The following is a 21,486-nucleotide window of genomic DNA, read 5'->3' on the forward strand; positions in this document are numbered from 1 at the left end:
GGAGCTTCGACGAGGAAGCCCCCACGGGGGAGACGGGACCGGCCGGGTGGACCGGGACGGCTGTCGCGGCTCCTTCGCCGACGTCTGCCGTCACCGTAGTGCCGGTGGGAGTCAGCGCAGGACGAAGACCGCCGCCGTACGTCCCGGGACGGTGAAACTGGCCGATTTCGCGTCGTATGTGGCTCGTTTGACCGTAAGATCCGTCCCCTTGGCCTGGACCGGATGCAGGGCGTACGTCTTCCCCGCCGGGGCGGCGAGCTTCTGTGCCGCGGTCTGCGGGGTGGCGTTGAGGACCACGGCGAGCCTGCCCAGGCGCATGGTGATCACGCCGGGGGTCTCGGCCGGTCCGGAGAGCGGGAAGGACAGGGCGGACTGCACCTGGGCGGTGGTGGCGAGGGAGAACTCCTTCTCGGTGGTGCGGATGGTGAGCAGGTCGCGGTAGGCGGCCGAAGCGCCGTCGATCTCGGCGCACTTGGGGGCGATCGTGGCGGCGGCCGTCAGCAGCGGCTTGGCGTACGACCACTTGTCCTGGTTGTCGGCGGCGGGCGGCAGCCCCCGGCCGAAGCCGTTGCCGTCCCGGCAGTCCCAGTGCAGGGCGTTGAACCAGTCGCCGCTGTCGTAGGAGTTGCGGTCCAGGGACTTGGAGCGCAGCAGGTCGGTGCCCGCCTGGGAGAGCGAGGGTCCCTGGGAGAGGACGGAGGCGGCCATGGCGACCACCTGGGCCCTGGCCCGTTCGGCGGCGCTCGTCCCCGCCGGGAGCTTGAAGGCGAGGGTGTCGAAGAGCGTCTCGTTGTCGTGGGCGTCGGAGTAGGCGAGGGCGTCGCCGGGGACGGCCGCATAACCGGCGGGCGACCCGTTGTAGTCGACGTCCGAGCCCTTGACCGTACGGCCGGAGGTGTCGGTGAAGGTGTAGTCGGCCAGGTTGCCGGAGAGGCCGACCTTGATCAGGTCCTGGTAGTGCAGCAGCCGGGCCTTCTGCTCGGCGCGGGTGCCGTTGGCGGGCGAGGAGTTGGGGTCGGTGTAGAGGCCGGAGGCGAAGCCCTGGACGCCGGGGTCCTCGTCGAAGGGGCCGCCGCCGCGCACGGCGTCACGGGCCCGGTCGGAGAAGGTGGCGATGCCGGTGCCGGCCATGTTCTTCTGGGTGGCCTGGACGAAGCGGGCGTCGTCGGCGATCTCCCCGAAGTTCCAGCCCTCCCCGTACAGGATGATCTTCTTGCCGTCCACGCCGTCCTTGGCGGGCGTGAGCCGGTCCAGCGCCTTGCGGACCTCAAGGATGTTGTCCTTGGGGTGGTGGCCCATCAGGTCGAAGCGGAAGCCGTCGACCTTGTACTCCCTGGCCCAGGTGACGACCGAGTCCACGACGAGCTTGCCCATCATGGTGTTCTCGGGCGCGGTGTTGGCGCAGCAGGTGGAGGTGGCGACGGTGCCGTCCTCCAGGAGCCGCTGGTAGTAGCCGGGCACGATCCGGTCGAGGACCGACTTGTCGTCCTGGCCGGAGGCCACGGTGTGGTTGTAGACGACGTCCATGACCGTGCGCAGTCCGGCCTGGTTGAGGCCCTGGACCATCTGCCGGAACTCGACCGTGCGCTTGGTGCCGTCCGGGTCGGAGGCGTACGAGCCCTCGGGGACGGTGTAGTGGAAGGGGTCGTACCCCCAGTTGAACCCGTCCCTGGCGGCGGCCCTGCTCACACAGGCCTGCTGCTCCTCGGAGTCGGGGGCGTAGACGTGCAGGTCGCAGGCGGGCTTCGCCTGGTCCTTCTTCTTCTCCGGGATGGTCCCGATGTCGAAGACGGGCAGCAGATGGACGTAGTTGGTGCCGGCGTCCGCGAGCTTCTTCAGGTGCCGCATGCCCTTGGAGCGGGTGTCGGTGAACGCCCGGTACTCACCGGGGTGCTTGGCGGTGCGGTCCGTGATGGAGAAGTCCCGGACGTGCAGCTCCTGGATCCGGGCGTCCCGGAGCGGGGCGGCGGCGGGCTTCCTCAGTCCGGACCAGCCGCTCGGCGCGAGCTTCGGGTCGGTGAGGTCGACGACGAGGCTGCGGGCGGAGTCGGCGGTCAGGGCGGTGGAGTAGGGGTCGGTGACCTTGTTGGTGACGAGCTTCTGGACGGTGGGCGCCCAGACGGTGACCACGTACCGGTAGGGCTTGCCCTTCCAGTTCTTGCTTCCGGTGACGGACCAGACGCCGGTGCGGTCGTCGCGCTTCATCGGGTGCGTACGGCCGTCGAGTTCGAGGGCGACGGTCGCGGCGGTCGGTGCCCATACGGAGAGCGTGGGAACCGACTTCCGGAAGACCGGGCCGAGTTCGGCGGTGGCCGCGCGCTTCCCGTACAGGTCGTCGAGGATGCCGGCGGTCTGTACGCCGGTGGCGGCGAGGAGGGCGCCGTTGGCGGCCCGCTGGGTGGCGATGACCTGGCCGCGCAGGGACTCACGGACGCGGTCGCGGTCGCGCGGGTCGACGGTGAAGGCCGGATAGTCCTTCAGGTGCGGGAACCTGGCCTTCTGCCCGTCGCTCAACTCGCCCTGCCGGAGCCGCAGCCACTGGCCCTCGTCGGAGAGCGCCCCGTCGACGACGGAGATGCCGCCCTTCGTCGCGTACACGAGCTGCTGGCTGGTGGCGTCGGTCGCCTTCACCTTCCAGACGACGGTGTCCGCGTCGATCCACTGCGCCTCGGACCTGGTGAGGTCGGGGGCCGCGCCGCCGCCGGTCTGCGGGAGCAGATAGCCCGGCTTGCCGCCGATCAGCCAGACTTCGTGGCCGTACGTGGCGATGTCCAGGGACTGGTCGCTGGGGAGGTCCTTCTCGTCGCCCTTGTGCAGGATGTAGCTGAGCGAGGTGGCCCCGTCGGTGAGCGGCACCTCGAAGGTGACCCCGTAGGCGTCCCGCTTCACCGGCATCAGCGGCTTGGCCCAGTCGGTGGGCTCCTTGGCGCCGGTCCAGGTGTGGAGGCCCCAGCCGTCGTAGTCCCCGTCGGGGCGGTGGTAGTTGAGGACGGCCTTCGCGGTGTCCTGCGGCGGCGCCTCGGGGGCTTCGACCGCCTGCCCGTCCTTGCCCTGCTCGATCCAGACCTGCCCGGTCACCGAGAGGTCGACGGTCCGCTGCGGGCCGTCGGCGGTGCCGTTCTTCTCGACGGTGTACGGGACGGAGTCCGTGCCCTTCTCCAGGTCGAGCCAGGCGAACGCGCCGTACGCGCTCCGCCCGATGAACTCGGCCGTCTTCTCACCGGACTTCAGCTGCCAGCCGTCGTAGTCACCGTCCGCACGCTGGTAGTGGACGACGGCCCGGTCCCGCTCCACGGCGACGGGGTTCGGCTTCGGCGGGGTCCGGCCGGCGGTGGTGGCGGCGAGGGCGCTGGAGGTGCGGCCCGTCCGGTCGACGACGACGGCCTTGTAGCGCAGGGGCGTTCCGGCCCTGACGCTCTCGTCCAGGTACTGCGTGACCTTGTACGGGGCGTGGTCGGCCGAACCGAGCGTCTGCCACTTCCCGTTGCCCACCTGGGCGGCGAAGACGACCCGGTTGAGCTGGCCGCCGTCCACGTCGGCGTCGATCTCCACGGTGCCGGTGGCACCGGCGGCCGGGGCCTTCAGGGTGATCGCGGGCTTGGCGGCGGGAGCGCCGACCGGCTTCTCCGCGCGCAGCACGATGCTGGAGAGCGCGGGCACGGAGACGGTGACCTTCCGGTCCGTACCGCTGCGGACCGCGCCGGAACCGCCATAGAGCGTACGGAAGTTCATCCCGGCCGACTCGGTGGCGAGCTGGACCGTCCTCGGGGTGGTCGCGTTGTTGGAGGCGACGAGGTATTCGTACGGCCGCTTCGTCTCGATGCGCGAGGTGGCGTACACGGACCCTGCCGCTCCTTCGACGGCCAGCTCGCTCTGGACGCCGTCCCGCAGCGCCGGGTGCTCCTTGGTGAGCTTCGAGAGGCCCGCGATGGAGCGGTAGAGGGGGTGCGTGGGGTCGTACGCGTCCGAGGCGTGGGTGCGGTCGGTGCCGAGCTGGTCGTCGTCCAGGTAGTCGGCGGTCTTCGAGGCGAAGAGGGTCTGGCGGGAGTCCTTGTCGCCGCCCGCTCCGGTGAAGCCCTGCTCGTCGCCGTAGTAGATCACCGGGTTGCCCCGGCCGAGGAACATCAGCTCGTTGGCGAGGCGGGCCCGCTTCAGCAGCTCCGCGTCGTCGGCGTCCGGGTTGTCCTGCTTGAGGAAGGTCCCGATGCGGCCCATGTCGTGGTTGCCGAGGAAGGTGACCTGCTCGTAGGCGTTGGCCTTGTCCGTGGTGTAGCGGTAGTCCTGGCCGTACACGGAGGCGAGCCGGTCGGCCGGGGCGCCCTGGGAGGCGAACTGGCGGGCGGCCTCCTGGAAGGGGAAGTCCAGCGTCGAGTCGAGGCGGCCCCGGGTGACGTACGGCGAGGTGATCGCCGGGTCGGCGGAGTAGACCTCACCGAACATGAAGAAGTTCTTCCGGCCCTGCTTGGCCGCGTACGCGTCGAGCGCGGTGGCCCACTGGGTCCAGAAGTCCAGGTCGACGTGTTTGACGGTGTCGATGCGGAAGCCGTCGATACGGAAGTCGCGGACCCACTTCTCGTAGATCTTCTGCATCCCCTTCACGACCTCGGGACGCTCGGTCCACAGGTCGTCGAGGCCGGAGAAGTCGCCGTACTCGTTGGACTCGCCGGCCCACGTCGAGTCGCCCCGGTTGTGGTACATGGTCGGGTCGTTGAGCCAGGACGGCACCTTCTTCTCAGCGCCGGGCGCCTGGACCGGGGTGTACGGGAAGGAGTCCCGGTCGACCTTCTTCACGCCCTCGCGGTCGTCGAAGGGGCGGCCGTCCCTGTCGAGATAGGGGAAGGCGCCCTTGGGCTTGTAGCCGTAGGCCTTCTCCGCGTAGTCGACGGTGTCGGCGGTGTGGTTGGTGATGACGTCGAAGAAGACCTTCATGCCCTTGGCGTGGGCCTGGTCGATCAGCTTCTTCAGGTCGGCGTTGGTGCCGAAGTGCGGGTCGACCTGGGTGAAGTCGGTGATCCAGTAGCCGTGGTAGCCCGCGGAGGCGTCCTTGCCGGTGCCCTGGACCGGGCGGTTCTTGAAGATCGGCGCCATCCAGATGGCGGTGGTGCCGAGGCCCTTGATGTAGTCCAGCTTCTGGGTCAGGCCCTTGAGGTCGCCGCCCTGGTAGAAACCCTTGTCCGTGGGGTCGAAGCCGTGCTCCAGGCGCGAGCCCGTCAGCCCGCCGCGGTCGTTGGCGGTGGAGCCGTTGGCGAACCGGTCCGGCAGCACGAAGTAGAACTGCTCGCGCGTGAGGTCGTGCCGGGCCGCCTCCCTGGCCAGTTTCGCGTCGGAGGGCGGGGCGGGCGGTCGGGGCGATGCGGCGGCGGTGGCCGCCGGGACGACGGGCAGCAGCGCCGCGCAGAGCGCGGCGATCACCCCTCGTCTGAGGGTGGTTCTGGACACGAGAGGGTTGCTCCTCGGCTGGTGTGCAGGAGGGTTGGCGGTGGGCCGGAGGCGGCGCGCGCCTCCGGCCCACCGAGGGAGGTAGGGGTCAGCCGCGCCACACGTCGGCGGTGAGCGTGACCCTTCCGGAGGCGGGGACGGTGGCGGTGCGGTTGGCGCCGCTCTCCCAGGTGACGTTGCCGGCCGCGTCCTTGCGGACGTACTTGTAGGCGAAGGTGGTCCCGGCGGGCAGGTTCACGTCCAGCTTCCAGACGGGGTACGTGGCCGGGTCGAGCTTCGGCGCGTTGGCCGGGTTCCAGTTGCCCAGGGCCGCCTGGTCGCCGGTGACGTGGATGTTCTGGCCGAGCTGGGTGGTGGCGTTGACGCCGAAGGAGGCGCCGGACTGGCCGTTGCCCGGGCCCGGGTCGGGGTTGGAGCCGCCGCCACCGGAGCAGGTGCGGGCGCCGGTGTGCAGGGCAACCGCCGTACCGGCGCCGAGGGTGGCGGTGAACTGGCCGGAGCCGTTCACCGTGACGCCCCGGCCGGACTGCACGTCGCAGTAGTCACCGGCGGGCAGCGAGGTCTGGAAGGTCCGGGTCAGCGACGAGCCCTCGTGGTTGATGGCCACGTACGCCTTGTCGCCCCGGCCGAAGGCGATCTGGTCGCCGCCGTTGTCCCACCAGTTGGTGACGGCCTGGCCGCGTGACACGTTGCGGAAGCCGACCATGGAGGAGATCTCGCGCCAGTCGTGCTGGCACTTCCAGCCGTCGCTGTAGCAGGCGTTCACCTGACCGTTGTTGGGCGGTCCGGCGTCGTGGTTGCTGAACTCGTAGCCGGAGTGGACGTCCGGGGAGCCGTAGGGCCAGGCCAGCATGAAGACGTTGGCGAGGGTGTAGGCGGAGCCGTTCTTGTAGTTGAGGGTGTCGCCGCCGCGCTCGGTGTCGTGGTTGTCGACGAAGACGCCGGACTTCCCGGACTCCATGAAGCCCCAGCCCTCGCCGAAGTTCTTCAGGTGGGCCAGGTTCTCGTTGAGGAAGACCTGCTTCAGGCTCCGCCCGTAACGGAACTCCTGGACGTCTCCGCTGCCGAGGTACTCCGAGGGCGAGACCGCCTCGCCCGCCCCGTAGATCGCCTCGTGCTTCCAGTAGACGTTCGGGTTGGTGAGGCGGGACTTGATGTTGGCCAGGTCGGCGGCGGGCATGTGCTTGGCCGCGTCGATGCGGAAGCCGTCGACGCCGAGGGAGAGCAGGTCGTTGAGGTAGCCGGCGATCCGGCCGCGTACGTACTCCTCGCCGGTGTCCAGGTCGGCCAGGCCGACCAGCTCGCAGTTCTGGACGTTGGCGCGGTCCCGGTAGTTGGTGATCTCCGACCGGCAGTCGTCCATGTCGCTGCCGGAGTAGATGCCCGGGTAGTTGTACTTGGTGTACGACGAGCCGCCGGTGCCGGTGCCGCTGCCCGCCGACATGTGGTTGATGACGGAGTCCGCGACGACCTTGACGCCGGCCGCGTGACACGTGTTGACCATGGCGGAGAAGGCGGCGCGGTCGCCGAGGCGGCCGGCGATCTTGTAGCTGACGGGTTGGTAGGACGTCCACCACTGGCTGCCCTGGATGTGCTCCTGGGGCGGCGAGACCTGGACGTAGCCGTAGCCCGCCGGACCCAGGGAGTCCGTGCAGGCCTTGGCTATGGAGGCGAACTTCCACTCGAACAGCACGGCCGTGACGTCCTTGTCGCCCGGAGCGGCGGCCTGCGCGGGGGACGCGGTGCCGAATCCGGTGGGGACGACCAGGGCGGCAGCGGCGCCGGCCACGAGGGCGAGCGCGGCAGACAGGGGTCTGCGTGCCATGTCTTTCCTCCTGCGGGTGGGGGAAACGCGGGTGACGGTGCAGCCTCAGTCGGCAACGCGCCATGCCCTCAAGGCTCCTGAAGGTTCTTGCTGCAAGACTGCAAACCTTGCTGCGGACCAGACCGTACGAGGCCGTCACGCACCGGTCAACCCTTTGGACATCCCCCGCTCACATCCACGAAACAAGCCATTTTTCTTCGCGGTTTCTTGCTGCAAGGTATTTCGCAAGATATTGCGGGCCTGTTACGTTTCATCCGACTCCGGTCCGGTCGGCCGAGGGTTCCGAGGCGCCTCGTGGTGCCCCGGACCCCACGCGCCCGGCCGGCCGGGCCGGTCACGACAAGAGAGGCGTCCAGGGGTCGCACAACTCCCCGCCGGCCCTTCCTGGGCCGACTCCTGGACGCCTCTCTGTACGTGTCCCTCGCGACCGCGCCTACGTGCGGACCGCCGCCGTCGAGCCCCGTACCACCAGCTCCGGCTGGAAGACGTACTCGGTGCGCTGCACCGGGCTCCCGCCGATCTCCTCCAGCAGGGCCCCCACCGCCGCGGCCGCCATCGCCTGCACGGGCTGGCGCACGGTGGTCAGCGGCGGGTCGGTGAAGGCGATGAGCTGCGAGTCGTCGAAGCCGACGACCGAGACGTCCCTGGGCACGTCGAGCCCTCTCCCCCGGGCGGCGCGCACGACGCCCAGGGCCATCAGGTCGCTGCCGCAGACGATGCCGGTGCACCCGGCGTCCAGCAGGGCGCCCGCCGCCACCTGGCCGCCCTCGACGCTGAACAGCGTGGAGCAGACGAGCCCTTCGGCCTCCGCCCGGTCCATGCCGAGCAGCGAGATGACCGCCTCCACGAACCCGTCCCGCTTGCGGCGCGAGGGGACGTACCGCTGCGGGCCGATGGCCAGGCCGATCCGGCGGTGGCCGAGGTCCGCGAGGTGGCCGACGGCCATCCGTACGGCAGCGTTGTCATCGGGCGAGACGAACGGGGCGCTGATCCGCTCGTTGTAGCCGTTGATCAGGACGAACGGCACCCCGCGCTCGGTGAGCGCGGCGTACCGGGCCGGGTCGGCCGAGGTGTCGGCGTGCAGCCCGGAGAGGAAGACGATCCCGCCGACGCCGCGCTCCACGAGCTGCTCGACGAGTTCGTCCTCGGTCGCCCCGCCGGGGAGCTGGGTGCAGAGCACGGGGGTGTAGCCGTGCCCGGCCAGCACCTGTTCGACGGACTGGGCGAACGCCGGGAAGATCGGGTTGGTGAGTTCGGGCGTCACCAGCCCGATCAGCCCGGCGCTGCGCTGGCGCAGCCGCAGCGGCCGCTCGTAGCCCAGGATGTCGAGCGCCGCGAGCACCCGCTGACGCGTGGTGTCCGCGACGCCCTGCTTCCCGTTCAGGACCCGGCTGACCGTCGCCTCGCTCACCGCCGCCTGGCCGGCGATGTCGGAGAGCCGGGGCGCGGCGCCGGTCCTGGGTGCGGGCAGTGTCACACCGTCCACCACACCGTGGTGTCGGCGGGGACCACGGCCTCGGCGCCGTCGACGGTGACCGGGGAGCTGGCGAGCAGCACCCGGCCGCGGGCGGCGAGCCGGACGGGGGCGCCGGTGGTGTTGACGGTGCAGACGAAGCCGGGGCGGGCGAGGACGAGCACGCCCTCGGGGGCGTCCAGCCACTCGACGTCGGCGCCCGCGCCGAGCCCCGGGTGGTCGCGGCGGGCGGCGATGGCGGCCCGGTACAGCTCCAGGGTGGAGCCCTCCACGCCGGTCTGCGCCTCCACGGACAGCTCGCCCCAGCCGGTGGGCTGCGGGAGCCAGCTGCCGCCCGCGCCGAACCCGTACGAGCTTCCCTCGCGGGTCCACGGGATCGGGACGCGGCAGCCGTCGCGGTAGCCGTCCTGGCCTTCGGCGCGGAAGAACGAGGGGTCCTGGCGGGCCTCGTCGGGCAGGTCGGTGACGTCGGGCAGGCCCAGCTCCTCGCCCTGGTAGACGTAGGCGGAGCCGGGCAGGGCGAGCATCAGGAGGGTGGCGGCGCGGGCCCGGCGCAGGCCGAGTCCGCGGTCGCCGGGGGTACGGATCTGGGTGCCGAGCCCCGGCGGGTTGGCGAACCGGGTGGCGTGCCGGGTGACGTCGTGGTTGGAGAGCACCCAGGTGGTGGGGGCGCCGACCGGGCGCATCGCGGCGAGCGAGACGTCGATGACCTCGCGGAGCTTGCCGGCGTCCCAGTCGGTGCCCAGGTACTGGAAGTTGAAGGCCTGGTGCATCTCGTCGGGGCGCACGTAGTTGGCGGTGCGCTCGACGGTCGGGGTCCACGCCTCGGCGACGGCGATCCGCCCGCCCGTCACCCGCCGCCGCCCTTCCGTCGAAGGCCCTTCGGGCCCCATTGCGTCCGGGTACTCGTCGAGGACGGTGCGCCAGCTGCGGTAGATCTCGTGGACGCCGTCCTGGTCGAAGAAGGGCATCACGTCGTTGCCGAGCAGCTTCAGCTGGTCGTGGGCGCCGAGGTCGGGCAGCCCCTCGGCCTTGACCAGGCCGTGGGCGACGTCGACCCGGAAGCCGTCGACGCCCATGTCGAGCCAGAAGCGCAGGATGGAGCGGAACTCGTCGGCGACGGCCGGGTGCTCCCAGTTGAAGTCGGGCTGCTCGGGGGCGAAGAGGTGGAGGTACCAGTCGCCGGGGGTGCCGTCCGGGTTCACCGTACGGGTCCAGGCGGGACCGCCGAAGATGGACTCCCAGTCGTTGGGCGGGAGTTCGCCGTTCGCGCCCTTGCCGGGGCGGAAGTGGTAGCGCTCGCGCAGGGCGGAGCCGGGGCCCTCGGCCAGGGCGCGCTTGAACCACTCGTGCTGGTCGGAGGAGTGGTTGGGGACCAGGTCGACGATGATGCGCAGACCCAGGGCGTGCGCCTCGCGGATCAGCTCGTCGGCGTCCAGCAGGGTGCCGAACATCGGGTCGATGGCCCGGTAGTCCGCGACGTCGTACCCGGCGTCGGCCTGCGGGGAGGCGTAGAAGGGGGAGAGCCACACCGCGTCGACGCCGAGGTCCCGCAGGTAGGGCAGGCGGGCGGTGACGCCGGCGAGGTCGCCCATGCCGTCGCCGTTGCCGTCGGCGAAGCTCCGCGGATAGACCTGGTAGATCACCGCGTCCTGCCACCAGCCGGTGCGGTGGCCCGGGGCGTCGTCGGACGTGCCGGTGGAGGGGGCAGCGAGGTGCTGGGTCATGTCGTCCCTGGGGTGTCTGGGTGGGGAGCGGCGCCGGTGACCGGTCGGGGTGTGTCCGGCGCCGCCGTGACGAATGCGGTGGTGCGTGCGGGTGGTGGCGTCCTGGCGGTGTCAGCCCTTGACGGCTCCGGCGGACATACCGGTGACCAGGTGCTTCTGCGCGAACAGGAAGACCAGGGCGGCCGGGATGGCGATGAGCACGGAGGCCGCGGTCATCGGGCCCCACTGGGCGCCGTACTGGTTGACGAACTTCTGGAGTCCGCCGGCCAGCGTCAGGTTCTCGTCACCGACCAGGAAGGCGGAGGCGTAGGCGACTTCGCCCCAGGCGGTGATGAAGGAGTAGAACGCGGTGACCGCGAGGCCCGGCTTGGCCAGCGGCAGGATCAGGCGCCAGAAGGTGCCGAACGGGGTGAGGCCGTCGACCTCGCCCGACTCGTCGATCTCGCGCGGGATGGTGTCGAAGAAGCCCTTCATCATCCAGGCGCAGAAGGGCACCGAGATGGTGAGGTAGGTGATGACGAGACCGGCGGGCTGGTTGAGCAGGCCCATGCTCGCCATGATGTTGTAGATCGGCACGATGAGGACGGCGACCGGGAACATCTGGGTGATCAGCAGCGTCCACATCAGCCCGCGCTTGCCGGGGAAGCGGAAGCGGCTGACCGCGTAGCCGGTGGTGGCGGCGACGAAGACGCCGATGGTGGTGGAGAGCCCGGCGATGATCGCGGAGTTGGCGAACCAGGTGAGGAACTCGGTGTCGCGGATCAGGTTCGTGTAGTTGACGAACGTGGTCTCGCGGAAGAAGTCCGTGGTGGTGGCGTACTTGGCGGGCTTGAGCGAGGTCAGCAGGACCCACAGCACCGGGAAGACCGCGATCACCGAGGCGACGATCAGGGTCAGGTGGAGTCCGACCGAGGCGAGCGGGGAGCGCTCGCCGCGCAGCCGGACCTTGCGCACGGCGTGCCGGGCGGGGGTTTCGGTCGCGGTGGTCACCAGTTGTCTCCCTGGGAGCGCAGGACTCGCCGGTAGATCACGGCGAAGAGCATCAGGAGTACGAGGATCAGCACGCCCCAGGTGGAGGACTGGGCGTAGTCGCGCGGGCTGATCTCGAAGGAGAACTTGTACGCCTGGGTGACGAGGATCTGGGTGGCCTCACCGGGTCCGCCGCGGGTGAGCAGGAAGATCACCGGGAACATGTTGAAGGTCCAGATGGTGGAGAGCAGGACCACCGTGGTGGAGACCGGGCGCAGTCCGGGGAGCGTGATGTGGCGGAAGCGCTGCCAGGCGGTGGCGCCGTCCATCTCGGCGGCCTCGTACTGCTCCGAGGGGATGGACTGCAACCCGCCGAGCAGGGCGACCATCATGAAGGGGATGCCGAGCCAGACGTTGACGGCGATGACCGCGAACTTGGCGACGGTCGGGTCGTTCAGCCACGGGACGGCGTCGAAGCCGGCCCCGCCGAGGATCTTGTTGAGCAGGCCGCGCTCCTCGTTGTAGAGGAAGCGCCAGGCGAAGACCGAGACGAAGCCGGGGATGGCCCAGGGCAGGATGAGGGCCATGCGGTAGGCGGAGCGGCCGGCGATCCTCCGGTTGAGGAGGTTGGCCAGCGCCATGCCGAACGCGAACGTGATGCTCACGCAGGCGACCGTCCACACCAGCGTCCAGCCGAGCGTGCCGAGGAACTGCGAGCCGGTCAGCGCGTCGACGTAGTTGTCCACACCGACGAACTCGTAGGTGGCGGGCAGTTCGTTGACGCCGATGGAGCGGGCGACGTTGCGCTCGTCGGCGTCGGTCATCGACAGGTAGATCCCGCGCAGCAGCGGATAGCCGATGATCACGCTGATCACGACGACGACCGGGGCGACCATGGTCCAGGCGTACCAGTGGGTCGACAGGCCGCGCCGGAAACGGCCGGGGGCCGGTGGTGGGGTGCCAGTACCGCGGCTCCGGCCGCGGGCGGTGTTCCCGCCCGCGGCCTTCACCACCGACTGGCTGGTGTGGACAGCCATCAGTCGGCCAACCTTCCTGTTACTTCCAGTCCTTCAGGAGCTTGCGGTACTCGTCGCCGACGGCCTTGGCGGCCTTCTCCGGCGTGGTCTGGTCGGTGAGGACCTTGGTGTACTCGACGCCGAGCGGGGCGAAGAGGCTGCCGCCCTCGGGGATCCAGGGGCGCTCGACGGCGGTCTCGACGACCGGCTTGAAGAAGCCGACGATCTCGCTGTTGACGGCTTCCTTCTTGGCGTACGCAGAGGTGCGCGTCGGCAGCAGGCCCAGCTCGCCGGCGGCGGTGGCCTGGGCCTCCACGGACGTCATGTAATCGACGAAGGCGTAGGAGGCCGCCAGGTTCTTCGAACCGGCGTAGACGGCGAGGTTGTGGCCGCCCTGGGGGGCGCCGTGCGCGGCGGAGCCGGCCGGGACCGTGGCGATGCCCAGGTTGTCCTTGTCGGTGAACTCGTCACCGGTCAGCGTGTCGGCGACGGCCCAGGGGCCGTTGATCATCATCGCGACGTCGCCGTTCTTGAACGCCTGCATCATGTTCTCCCAGCCGTCGGAGGCATCCGTCTTCGCGGTGCCGTCGTCGACCAGGGCCTTGACCGCCTTGAACGCCTTGACGCCCTCGGGCTTGTCCACGGTGACCGTCTTGGTCTTGGCGTCGACCAGGTCGCCGCCCTCGCCGTAGAGGAAGGAGAGGAAGTAGTACGGGTCGTCGCCGCGCAGGTAGAGGCCGGTCTTGCCGGTCTTGTCCTTGATCGCCTTGGCGGAGCTCTTCAGCTCGTCCAGGTTGGTCGGCGGCTCGACGCCGGCCTCCTGCAGCAGCTTCTTGTTGTAGAAGATGCCCATGGAGTCGATGACCTGCGGGACGGCGTAGGTCTTGTCCTCGTACTTGGTGGAGGCGACGGCCTGCGGCAGGAAGTCGTCCTGGCTCTTCAGGGCGGGGGTGCCGTCGAGCGGGGCCAGGTAGCCGAGGGAGGCGAAGTCCGGGGTCCAGGCGACCTCGGAGCGGATCACGTCGGGCGCGGCCTTGCCGGACTGCGCCGCGTTCTTGAAGTTGTTCTGCGCGTCACCGAAGGGGACGCTGACGTACTTGACGTCGACCTTCGGGTGCTTCTTCTCGAAGCCTTCGGCCAGCTTCTTGAAGACCTTGTCCTCGCTGCCGACGCTGGAGGTGTCCCACCAGGTGACGGTGCCGGAGAGCTCGCCCGAGCTCGAACCGCCGTCGGACTTGTCGCCGCCGCCGCACGCGGTCGCCGCGAGCGCCAGGGCCGCGACCAGGGCGGTGGCCGTTATGCCACGTCGCATCTGAACTCCTTCAACTGCCGTACCGCTCCGTCGCGGCGCCGGGTCGACGTGAACGTAACAAGGATGAAAGACCGCCGAAAGACCTTGCGGAAGATTTCTGCAAGCCCTGTTGATCGTTACATTCGCGTGTCCTCAAGGTTGCCGTCAAGCCCCTTGACGGAAGCGGTGGAGCCCTGGCAGGGGCAGGCCACGGACGGCATGACCGCAGTGCGACGATACGACCGCACCCCGCAACGACATCCCCGCAAGAGCTTGCAAGACCTTGCCGTACGCCATGCCGCCGCGGGGCGGCACACCAGCCCCCGGCCGGACCGCCGCCCCGCGATGCCGCACAGTGGGCAATCCGACACGGGCCCGGTACAGTCCACTGACATGACCGCACGGCTTGCCGATATCGCAACTCAGGCGGGGGTCAGCGAAGCGACGGTCAGCCGAGTCCTGAACGGCAAGCCCGGGGTCGCGGCGACCACCCGTGAATCCGTCCTCGCGGCGCTCGACGTCCTCGGCTACGAACGCCCCGTACGGCTGCGCCGGCGCAGCGCGGGCCTGGTCGGACTGATCACCCCGGAGCTGGAGAACCCCATCTTCCCGGCGCTGGCCCAGGTCATCGGCCAGGCGCTGACGCGCCAGGGGTACACCCCGGTGCTGGCCACCCAGACCCCCGGCGGCTCCACCGAGGACGAACTCACCGAAATGCTGGTGGACCGGGGCGTCTCGGGCATCATCTTCGTCTCCGGGCTGCACGCCGACACCTCGGCCGACATGCAGCGCTACGAGCAACTGCGCGGCAAGGGCGTCCCCTTCGTCCTGGTCAACGGCTTCTCCGCCAAGGTGCAGGCCCCCTTCATCTCCCCCGACGACCGGGCGGCGATGCGGCTGGCGGTGACGCATCTGGTGGCGCTGGGCCACACCCGTATCGGACTGGCGGTCGGCCCCAAGCGGTTCGTCCCGGTGCTCCGCAAGATCGAGGGCTTCCACGCCACGATGCGGGAGCAGCTGGGTCTGGCCCCGGAGGAGATCGAGGAGCTGGTCCAGCACTCCCTGTACACGCTGGAGGGCGGCCAGGCCGCCGCCTCCGCCCTGATGGAGCGCGGCTGCACGGCGGTCGTCTGCGCGAGCGACATGATGGCGCTCGGGGCGATCCGGGCGGCCCGCAGGCTCTCCCGGGAGGTCCCCCGGGACCTCTCCGTGGTCGGCTACGACGATTCGCCGCTCATAGCGTTCACGGACCCCCCGCTCACCACCATCCGGCAGCCGGTGACGGCGATGGGCCAGGCCGCGGTCCGCACGCTGCTGGAGGAGATCGGCGGCACCCCGGCCCCGCACAGCGAGTTCGTCTTCATGCCGGAGCTGGTGGTCCGCGGGACGACGGCCTCCGGACCCGCGGTCGGATCAGGGTCCCCCTCTCGTCCTTGAGGCCGACGCCCTCGTCCTTGAGACGCAGGATGTGCGACCGGAACCCGACCGGAGGATGATCGGGGGCAGGGGAATCTCTATGGAAGACTCTCTGCCTATGGGTGAGACGCATGTGACAGCACAGGAAGACGGGAAGACCGGCTGGTCGGACCGCTTCCGCTCCTTGCGATCGCCCGGCCGGCCCCGGCTCTGGTTCGAGATCCTGCTCATCGCGGTCAGTTACTGGCTGTACTCGCTCGTGCGCAACGCCGTACCCGAGCAGAAGGCCCAGGCCCTGCGGAACGCGGACTGGATCTGGTCGGCGGAGAAGTCCTTGGGCCTCGCGTTCGAGGAAACGGTCAATCACGCGGTCAATTCCGTGACATGGCTGATCGTGTCGATGAACTACTACTACGCGACGCTGCACTTCGTCGTGACCATCGGCGTCCTCGTCTGGCTCTTCCGCCGCCATCCGGGCCGTTACGCGGCGACGCGGCTGGTCCTCTTCGCGACGACGGCGGTGGCCCTGCTCGGCTACTACCTCTACCCGCTGGCGCCACCGCGTCTGATGAACGGCGCGAACTTCATCGACACCGTGCTGGTGCACGAGACCTGGGGCTCGATGGCCTCGGGCAACTTCAAGAACATGTCGAACCAGTACGCGGCGATGCCGTCGATGCACATCGGCTGGTCCCTCTGGTGCGGCCTGACCATCTTCGCCCTGGCCTCGGCGCCCTGGGCCCGCATCCTGGGCCTGCTCTACCCGACGCTGACGCTGGTCGTCATCGTGGCCACCGCCAACCACTTCTGGCTGGACGCGGTGGGCGGCATGATCTGCCTCGCCTTCGGCTACGCGGTCTCCCGCGTCTGGTACGGCTCGCTGCCGCACCACCTGCCGAAGCGGGTGCCGTCGAGACGGGGCGGGCGGCTGACGGGGGTACGGACGGCGGCAGGGCTGCCACGCCCGGCGACGGACGCCGGGCCCGGGGAGCCGACGGCCACTCCGGGCGGGGAGCCGTCGGGCACCCGGACCGGGGAGCCGTCCGGGAATCCCTCGGGACCGGATGAGGCTTCCGGAAGGCATGCGGAACCGGGGGCGGCTTCCGGAAAGCCTTCGGGGCGGGCGGCGGCTTCCGGAACATCCTCCGGACCGGGGACGGCTTCCGGAACACCCTCCGGACCGACGGCGGCCTCCGGAACACCTTCCGGACCAGGGACGGCTTCCGGAACACCCTCGGGACCGGGGACGGCTTCCGGAACACCCTCCGACCCGACGGCGGCCACCACAGAACCCTCCGGACCGGGAACGGCTTCCGGGAAACCCTCCGGGATGCCTTCGGACGAGCCGTCCGATGACCCGGAGCCCGCGGGAGCGCGGAGACCCTAGACACCACGGCAGACACCCGGCGGTGCGGGCGGACGTCATGTCCGCCCGCACCGCCGTTTCCGTCCCCGTCTCACCCCCGGTGCACGACCCGTCCCCCCGTGACCGTGAGCCGGACGGGGGCGTCGCCCAGCTCGTCCGCCGGGGCCTCCACCGGGTCCACCCCGAAGGCGGTCAGATCGGCCCGGAACCCGGGCGCGATCCGCCCCGCCACCGCCTGTTCCCCCGCCGCCACGGCCGCGTGCGAGGTGCACCCCTCCAGGGCCATCAGCCCGGTCAGCGCCTGTTCCGGGGCGACGGGCTCGGTGTCGTACGCCCCCGGCAGCCGCCGCAGCCGCGCGGTGGCCAGCACCTGCCGTACGTCGTAGTGGGCGATCGGCCAGTCCGAGCCGAGCGCCAGGTAGGCCCCCGCGTCCCGCAGGTCGCGGCAGCGCCAGGCGCGGGCGGCGCGTTCGTCGCCGAGCCGCCGGGACCAGGCGTCGGTGTGGTCGGCGCGGGTGTAGGCGGTGTGGGTGGGCTGCATGGAGGCGATCACCCCGAGCCGGACGAACCGGTCGGCCACCGCGTGCGGGATCGACTCGATGTGCTCGACGCGGTGGCGCAGCCGCCCGCTCTCCCCCAGCCCCTCGACGGTGTCCAGGACATGCCGTACGGCCGCGTCCCCGATGGCGTGGGTGGCGGTGCGGACCCCGGCGCGGTGGAGGTGGGTGACGGCTTCGGTGTACGCGGCCGGGTCCGGCCAGAACGCCTCGGTGCCCTGGCCGTGGCAGTCGGCCTCCTCCAGCCAGGCGGTGCCGCCCTCCACGGTCCCGTCCATGAAGAACTTGACCCCGCCGACCCGCCACAGCCGCCCGGCCTCGCGCTGGAGCCGTACCAGCTCCTCCAGCCCCTCCTGGTCGACGCCCGGCATGCACCAGGGCGCGAGCCGGAGCCGTACGGGAAGGTCGGTGTCCTCCTCCACGGCGGCGAGGAAGGCGGGCACGGAGCCGTCCCCGAGGTCCATCACATGGGCCCCGGTCAGCCCGGTGGCGGCCATGGCGGAGAGCAGCTCCACCAGCCCGGCCCGCCGCTCGGCCAGGGAGGGCCAGGGCAGGACCGGGGTGACGAGGTCCATCGCGGCATGCTCGACGAGATGCCCGGTGGGCCGCCCGGCCCGATCGCAGACGACCTCGGCGCGCTGGGCGAAGGTGCGGGGCCCGGTGACGCCCGCCCGCTCCAGGGCGGCGGCCGAGGCGAGCGCGGAGTGCCCGTCGTAGAGGCGGAGGAAGGCGGGCGCGCCACCGAGGACGTCCTCGATGAGGGCGTGGCCGACGGGCCGGTCCCCGAAGGCGTTGTGGTCCAGCCCCCACCCGATCACCCACCCCTCGGTGCGCGGGGCTGCGGCCAGGTCGGCCCGGAGCTGGTCGAGGTCGCGGACGGCGGTGAGGTCGGTGCCGGTGGCCATCTCCAGCCCCCAGACGGGGTGGCTGTGGGCGTCGGTGAGCCCCGGGGTGAGGGTGGCGGTACCGCCGAGGTCGAGGTGCTCGGTCCCGCTCCCCCGGAGTTCCCGCAGGTCATCGGCGTCCCCGACCCCGATGATCGTCCCGCCCCGGACGGCGACGGCGGAGGCGGTGGGCCGGTCGGGGTCGAGGGTGCGGACGCGGGCCCCGGTGATGAGGAGATCGGCTGAGGACGTCACGGTGGAGGCTCCTTGCGGGCTGGTCAGGGGGGGCGGAGGCGGTGACGGGTTGCGGCCGGGCCGGAGGCCCAGGAAATCCAGCCCCTCCGGCGCTTGAGGAGCGGGGCCCAGGGCGGAGCCCTGAGGGGGCCCGGGCCGGAGGCCCAGGAATTCCAGCCCCTCCGGCGCTTGAGGAGCGGGGCCCAGGGCGGAGCCCTGAGGGGGCCCGGGGCCGTGCCCGCCGAGGGGGCCCGGGGGCGGAGCCCCGCGAGACGCCCCTAGACCACCGCCCCGTAGAACCGCTCCTCCACCACCGCCCGCGCCCGCCGCGTGATCCGCCGGTAGTCGTCCAGCATGTCCCCGACGTGCCCGGGCTCGTACCCCAGGTACCGCCCGACCGCCGCCAACTCCCGCGGGTCGGAGGGGAACGTGTCCCCGGGCCGCCCCCGTACCAGCATCACCGCGTTCCGCACGCGCGTGGCCAGTACCCACGCCTCGTCCAGCATCTCCGCGTCCTCGGCCGGGATCAGCCCGGCCGCGCAGGCGGCGGCCAGTGCCTCGCGCGTGCGGGTCGTCCGCAGCCCCGGCTCGGCCGATCCGTGCTGCATCTGCAGCAGTTGGACGGTCCACTCGACGTCGCTCAGGCCACCCCGCCCCAGCTTCGCGTGGAGGGTGGGGTCGGCGCCGCGCGGCATCCGCTCGGACTCCATCCGCGCCTTGAGCCGGCGGATCTCGCGTACGGCGTCGTCGCCGAGCCCCTCCGCCGGATACCGCAACGGGTCCACCAGCTCGATGAACTCGGCACCCAACTCCGCGTCGCCCGCCATGTGTTCGGCCCGCAGCAGCGCCTGGCTCTCCCAGACCAGCGACCAGCGCCGGTAGTAGGCCTCGTACGACTTCAGCGTCCGCACCATCGGCCCGGTCCTGCCCTCGGGGCGCAAGTCGGCGTCGATGAGCAACGGCGGGTCGGCGGTGGGCAGTTGCAGCAGCCGCCGCATCTCCCCCACGACGGCGTTGGCCGCCTTGCCCGCCTCCTCGTCGCTCACCCCCTCGCGCGGCCGGTGCACGAAGAGGACGTCGGCGTCGGAGCCGTAACTCAGCTCGTGGCCACCGAAGCGGCCCATGCCGATGACGGCGAACCGGGTCGGCAGGGTGTCGCCCCACCGCTCCCGGACGGCGGCCCGCAGCGCGCCCGCGATGGTGGCGGCGTTGAGGTCGGTGACGGCGGAGCCGACGCGGTCGACGAGGGCCCCGAGGTCCTGCTCGGCCGGGCTCTCCTCCGTACCGTACGAGCCGATGATGTCGGCGGCCGTCGTACGGAACAGCTCCCGCCGCCGCACCCCGCGCACCACCGCGACCGCCGACTCGGCGCCGTCCGCACGCCCCACCGCGGCCAGCACCTCCTGCTCCAGGTGTTCCCGGGTGCGGGGGGTCAGCCCCTCCGGGTCGCCCAGGATCGCCACCGCCTCCGGGGCCCGCATGAGCAGGTCGGGGGCGAGGCGGCCGGCGGAGAGGACCCGGGCGAGGTTCTCCGCAGCGGCCCCCTCGTCGCGCAGGAGCCGCAGGTACCACGGGGTCTTGCCCAGTGCGTCGGACACCTTGCGGAAGCCCAGCAGCCCGGCGTCCGGGTCCGCGGAGTCCGCGAACCAGCCCAGCAGCACCGGCAGCAGCGTCCGCTGGATCGCCGCCTTGCGGGAGACCCCGGAGGAGAGGGCCTCCAGGTGGCGCAGGGCGGCCGCCGGGTCCGCGTACCCCAGCGCCTCCAGCCGGATCGCGGCGGCCCTGGCGCTGAGCCGGGACTCGCCGGGGGCCAGCTGGGCGACGGCGTCCAGCAGCGGCCGGTAGAAGATCTTCTCGTGCAGCCGGCGGACGACGGACGCGTGCCGCCGCCACGCCTTGTTCAGCTCCGCGACCGGGTCGGTCCGCATCCCGAGCGACCGCCCGAGCCGCCGCAGATCCGCCTCGCCCTCGGGGACCAGATGGGTGCGGCGCAGCCGGTAGAGCTGGATGCGGTGCTCCATGGAGCGCAGGAAGCGGTACGCCTCGTCGAGCTGGGCGGCGTCCGCGCGCCCCACGTACCCGCCCTCGGCCAGCGCCCGCAGGGCCTCCAGGGTGGTTCCGCTGCGCAGCGACGCGTCACTGCGCCCGTGCACCAACTGCAGGAGTTGCACGGCGAATTCGACATCCCGCAGCCCGCCGGGCCCGAGCTTCAGCTCACGGTCTATCCGGTCGGCGGGGATGTTGTCGACGACGCGGCGGCGCATCTGCTGCACGTCGGGGACGAAGTTCTCCCGGTCGGCGGCCTGCCAGACGAGCGGGGAGACGGCCTCGACGTAGTCCGCGCCCAGCTCCGGATCCCCGGCGACCGCGCGCGCCTTCAGCAGCGCCTGGAACTCCCAGGTCTTCGCCCACCGCTGGTAGTAGGCGAGATGGGAGCTGAGGGTCCGCACGAGGGGCCCGTTGCGGCCCTCGGGCCGGAGGTTGGCGTCGACCTCCCAGATCGTGCCCTCGGCGGTGGTCTCGGAGCAGAGCCGCATCATGTGCGCGGCCACCCGGGTGGCGGCCTGGAGCGCCTTGTGCTCCTCCACGCCGTCGCGGGCCTCGGCCACGAAGATGACGTCGACGTCGGAGACGTAGTTCAGCTCCTGCCCGCCGCACTTGCCCATCGCGATGACGGCGAGCCGGCACTGCGCGGCGTCCTCGGGCGCGGCCGTCCGGGCGATGGCGAGGGCGGCGCGGAGGGTTGCGGTGGCGAGGTCGGCCAGTTCGGCGGCGGTCTGGGCGATGCCGGTGGTCCCGCAGACGTCCCGGGCGGCCAGGGTGAGCAGGCAGCGGCGGTAGGCGACGCGGAGGGAGTCCGCGTCGACGGCGGCGGCGAGCCCGCGCTCGAACTCGGGGACCCCCGGGTGCAGGTCGACCGCCTCGTAGGTGACGAGCGCCTGCCAGTCGCGCGGGTGCCGGGCCAGGTGGTCACCGAGCGCCTCGGACGCGCCGAGCACCCCGAGGAGCCGGTCACGCAGGGGTTTGGCGGTGATGAGGGTGTCGAGCAGCACCTGCCGCTCGCCCTCCTCCTCGGCCTCCACGAGCCGGACGAGGCCGCGCAGGGCCAGGTCGGGGTCGGCGGTTGCGCCGAGCGCCTCGAAGAGCACCGGATCGGACCGTACGGAGGCGAGGTCGTCCAGCTCCAGCAGCCGCTCCGCGGCGGACGGGTCGGTGAATCCGTGCCGCAGCAGCCTGATGAACGTACTGCTTCTCCGCCCCGGCACCGCCGTCATCGCACCCTCTCCC

The 21,486-nt window shown here is 71.3% G+C and carries 10 protein-coding genes and 1 pseudogene; 2 read left to right on the forward strand and 9 right to left on the reverse strand.

Features of this window, described 5'->3' with window-relative positions; all coding sequences use genetic code 11:
* Positions 1-111 precede the first annotated feature (111 nt).
* The 7 genes from pulA to ACQ9ZG_RS07860 form a co-directional block, all read right to left on the reverse strand.
* The gene (gene pulA, locus ACQ9ZG_RS07830) at positions 112-5,439 is read right to left on the reverse strand and encodes a pullulanase-type alpha-1,6-glucosidase (RefSeq protein WP_109914821.1); all 5,328 of its coding nucleotides are present in this window, start codon (positions 5,437-5,439) and stop codon (positions 112-114) included.
* An 88-nt stretch (positions 5,440-5,527) separates the two neighbouring features.
* On the reverse strand, positions 5,528-7,264 hold the full coding sequence (locus tag ACQ9ZG_RS07835; protein ID WP_109914820.1) for a carbohydrate-binding module family 20 domain-containing protein: 1,737 nt from the start codon (positions 7,262-7,264) through the stop codon (positions 5,528-5,530).
* A 433-nt stretch (positions 7,265-7,697) separates the two neighbouring features.
* Positions 7,698-8,753 carry a LacI family DNA-binding transcriptional regulator gene (locus ACQ9ZG_RS07840; RefSeq protein WP_181398151.1) on the reverse strand — a complete coding sequence of 352 codons (1,056 nt, stop codon included), beginning with the start codon at positions 8,751-8,753 and terminating at the stop codon, positions 7,698-7,700.
* A complete protein-coding gene (locus ACQ9ZG_RS07845) occupies positions 8,738-10,465 on the reverse strand; it encodes a glycoside hydrolase family 13 protein (RefSeq protein WP_499280176.1) in 1,728 nt (575 codons plus the stop codon). Before ACQ9ZG_RS07845 ends, ACQ9ZG_RS07840 begins: the two co-directional genes overlap by 16 nt.
* A 111-nt stretch (positions 10,466-10,576) precedes the next feature.
* Positions 10,577-11,455 carry a sugar ABC transporter permease gene (locus ACQ9ZG_RS07850; RefSeq protein WP_018486766.1) on the reverse strand — a complete coding sequence of 293 codons (879 nt, stop codon included), beginning with the start codon at positions 11,453-11,455 and terminating at the stop codon, positions 10,577-10,579.
* Positions 11,452-12,471 carry a carbohydrate ABC transporter permease gene (locus ACQ9ZG_RS07855; RefSeq protein WP_084995997.1) on the reverse strand — a complete coding sequence of 340 codons (1,020 nt, stop codon included), beginning with the start codon at positions 12,469-12,471 and terminating at the stop codon, positions 11,452-11,454. The genes ACQ9ZG_RS07850 and ACQ9ZG_RS07855 overlap by 4 nt, the downstream gene beginning before the upstream one ends.
* A 19-nt stretch (positions 12,472-12,490) precedes the next feature.
* Positions 12,491-13,762, reverse strand: a complete 1,272-nt coding sequence (locus ACQ9ZG_RS07860) for an extracellular solute-binding protein (protein WP_109917289.1) — start codon at positions 13,760-13,762, stop codon at positions 12,491-12,493.
* A gap of 372 nt (positions 13,763-14,134) precedes the next feature.
* Between ACQ9ZG_RS07860 and ACQ9ZG_RS07865 the strand changes: the two genes are divergently transcribed.
* Together ACQ9ZG_RS07865 and ACQ9ZG_RS07870 are read left to right on the forward strand one after the other, a co-directional pair.
* Complete coding sequence (locus tag ACQ9ZG_RS07865) at positions 14,135-15,178, forward strand: LacI family DNA-binding transcriptional regulator (protein ID WP_018486769.1); 1,044 nt, start codon at positions 14,135-14,137, stop codon at positions 15,176-15,178.
* A gap of 97 nt (positions 15,179-15,275) precedes the next feature.
* Positions 15,276-16,187: pseudogene (locus ACQ9ZG_RS07870) on the forward strand (phosphatase PAP2 family protein); the annotation flags it as partial.
* 427 nt (positions 16,188-16,614) lie between these two features.
* On the opposite strand, the gene ACQ9ZG_RS07875 reads toward ACQ9ZG_RS07870, so the two are convergent.
* Both ACQ9ZG_RS07875 and ACQ9ZG_RS07880 read right to left on the reverse strand, forming a co-directional pair.
* Entirely contained in the window at positions 16,615-18,219 is a 1,605-nt protein-coding gene (locus tag ACQ9ZG_RS07875; RefSeq protein ID WP_109917287.1) for an amidohydrolase, read from the reverse strand.
* Between the two features lie 257 nt (positions 18,220-18,476).
* Positions 18,477-21,473: a bifunctional [glutamine synthetase] adenylyltransferase/[glutamine synthetase]-adenylyl-L-tyrosine phosphorylase gene (locus ACQ9ZG_RS07880; RefSeq protein WP_028415516.1), complete on the reverse strand. Its 2,997-nt coding sequence runs from the start codon at positions 21,471-21,473 to the stop codon at positions 18,477-18,479.
* Positions 21,474-21,486 lie beyond the last annotated feature (13 nt).

It is taken from the genome of Streptomyces araujoniae, from assembly GCF_050871195.1.
In the GTDB taxonomy this organism is placed as follows: Bacteria; Actinomycetota; Actinomycetes; order Streptomycetales; family Streptomycetaceae; genus Streptomyces; species Streptomyces bacillaris.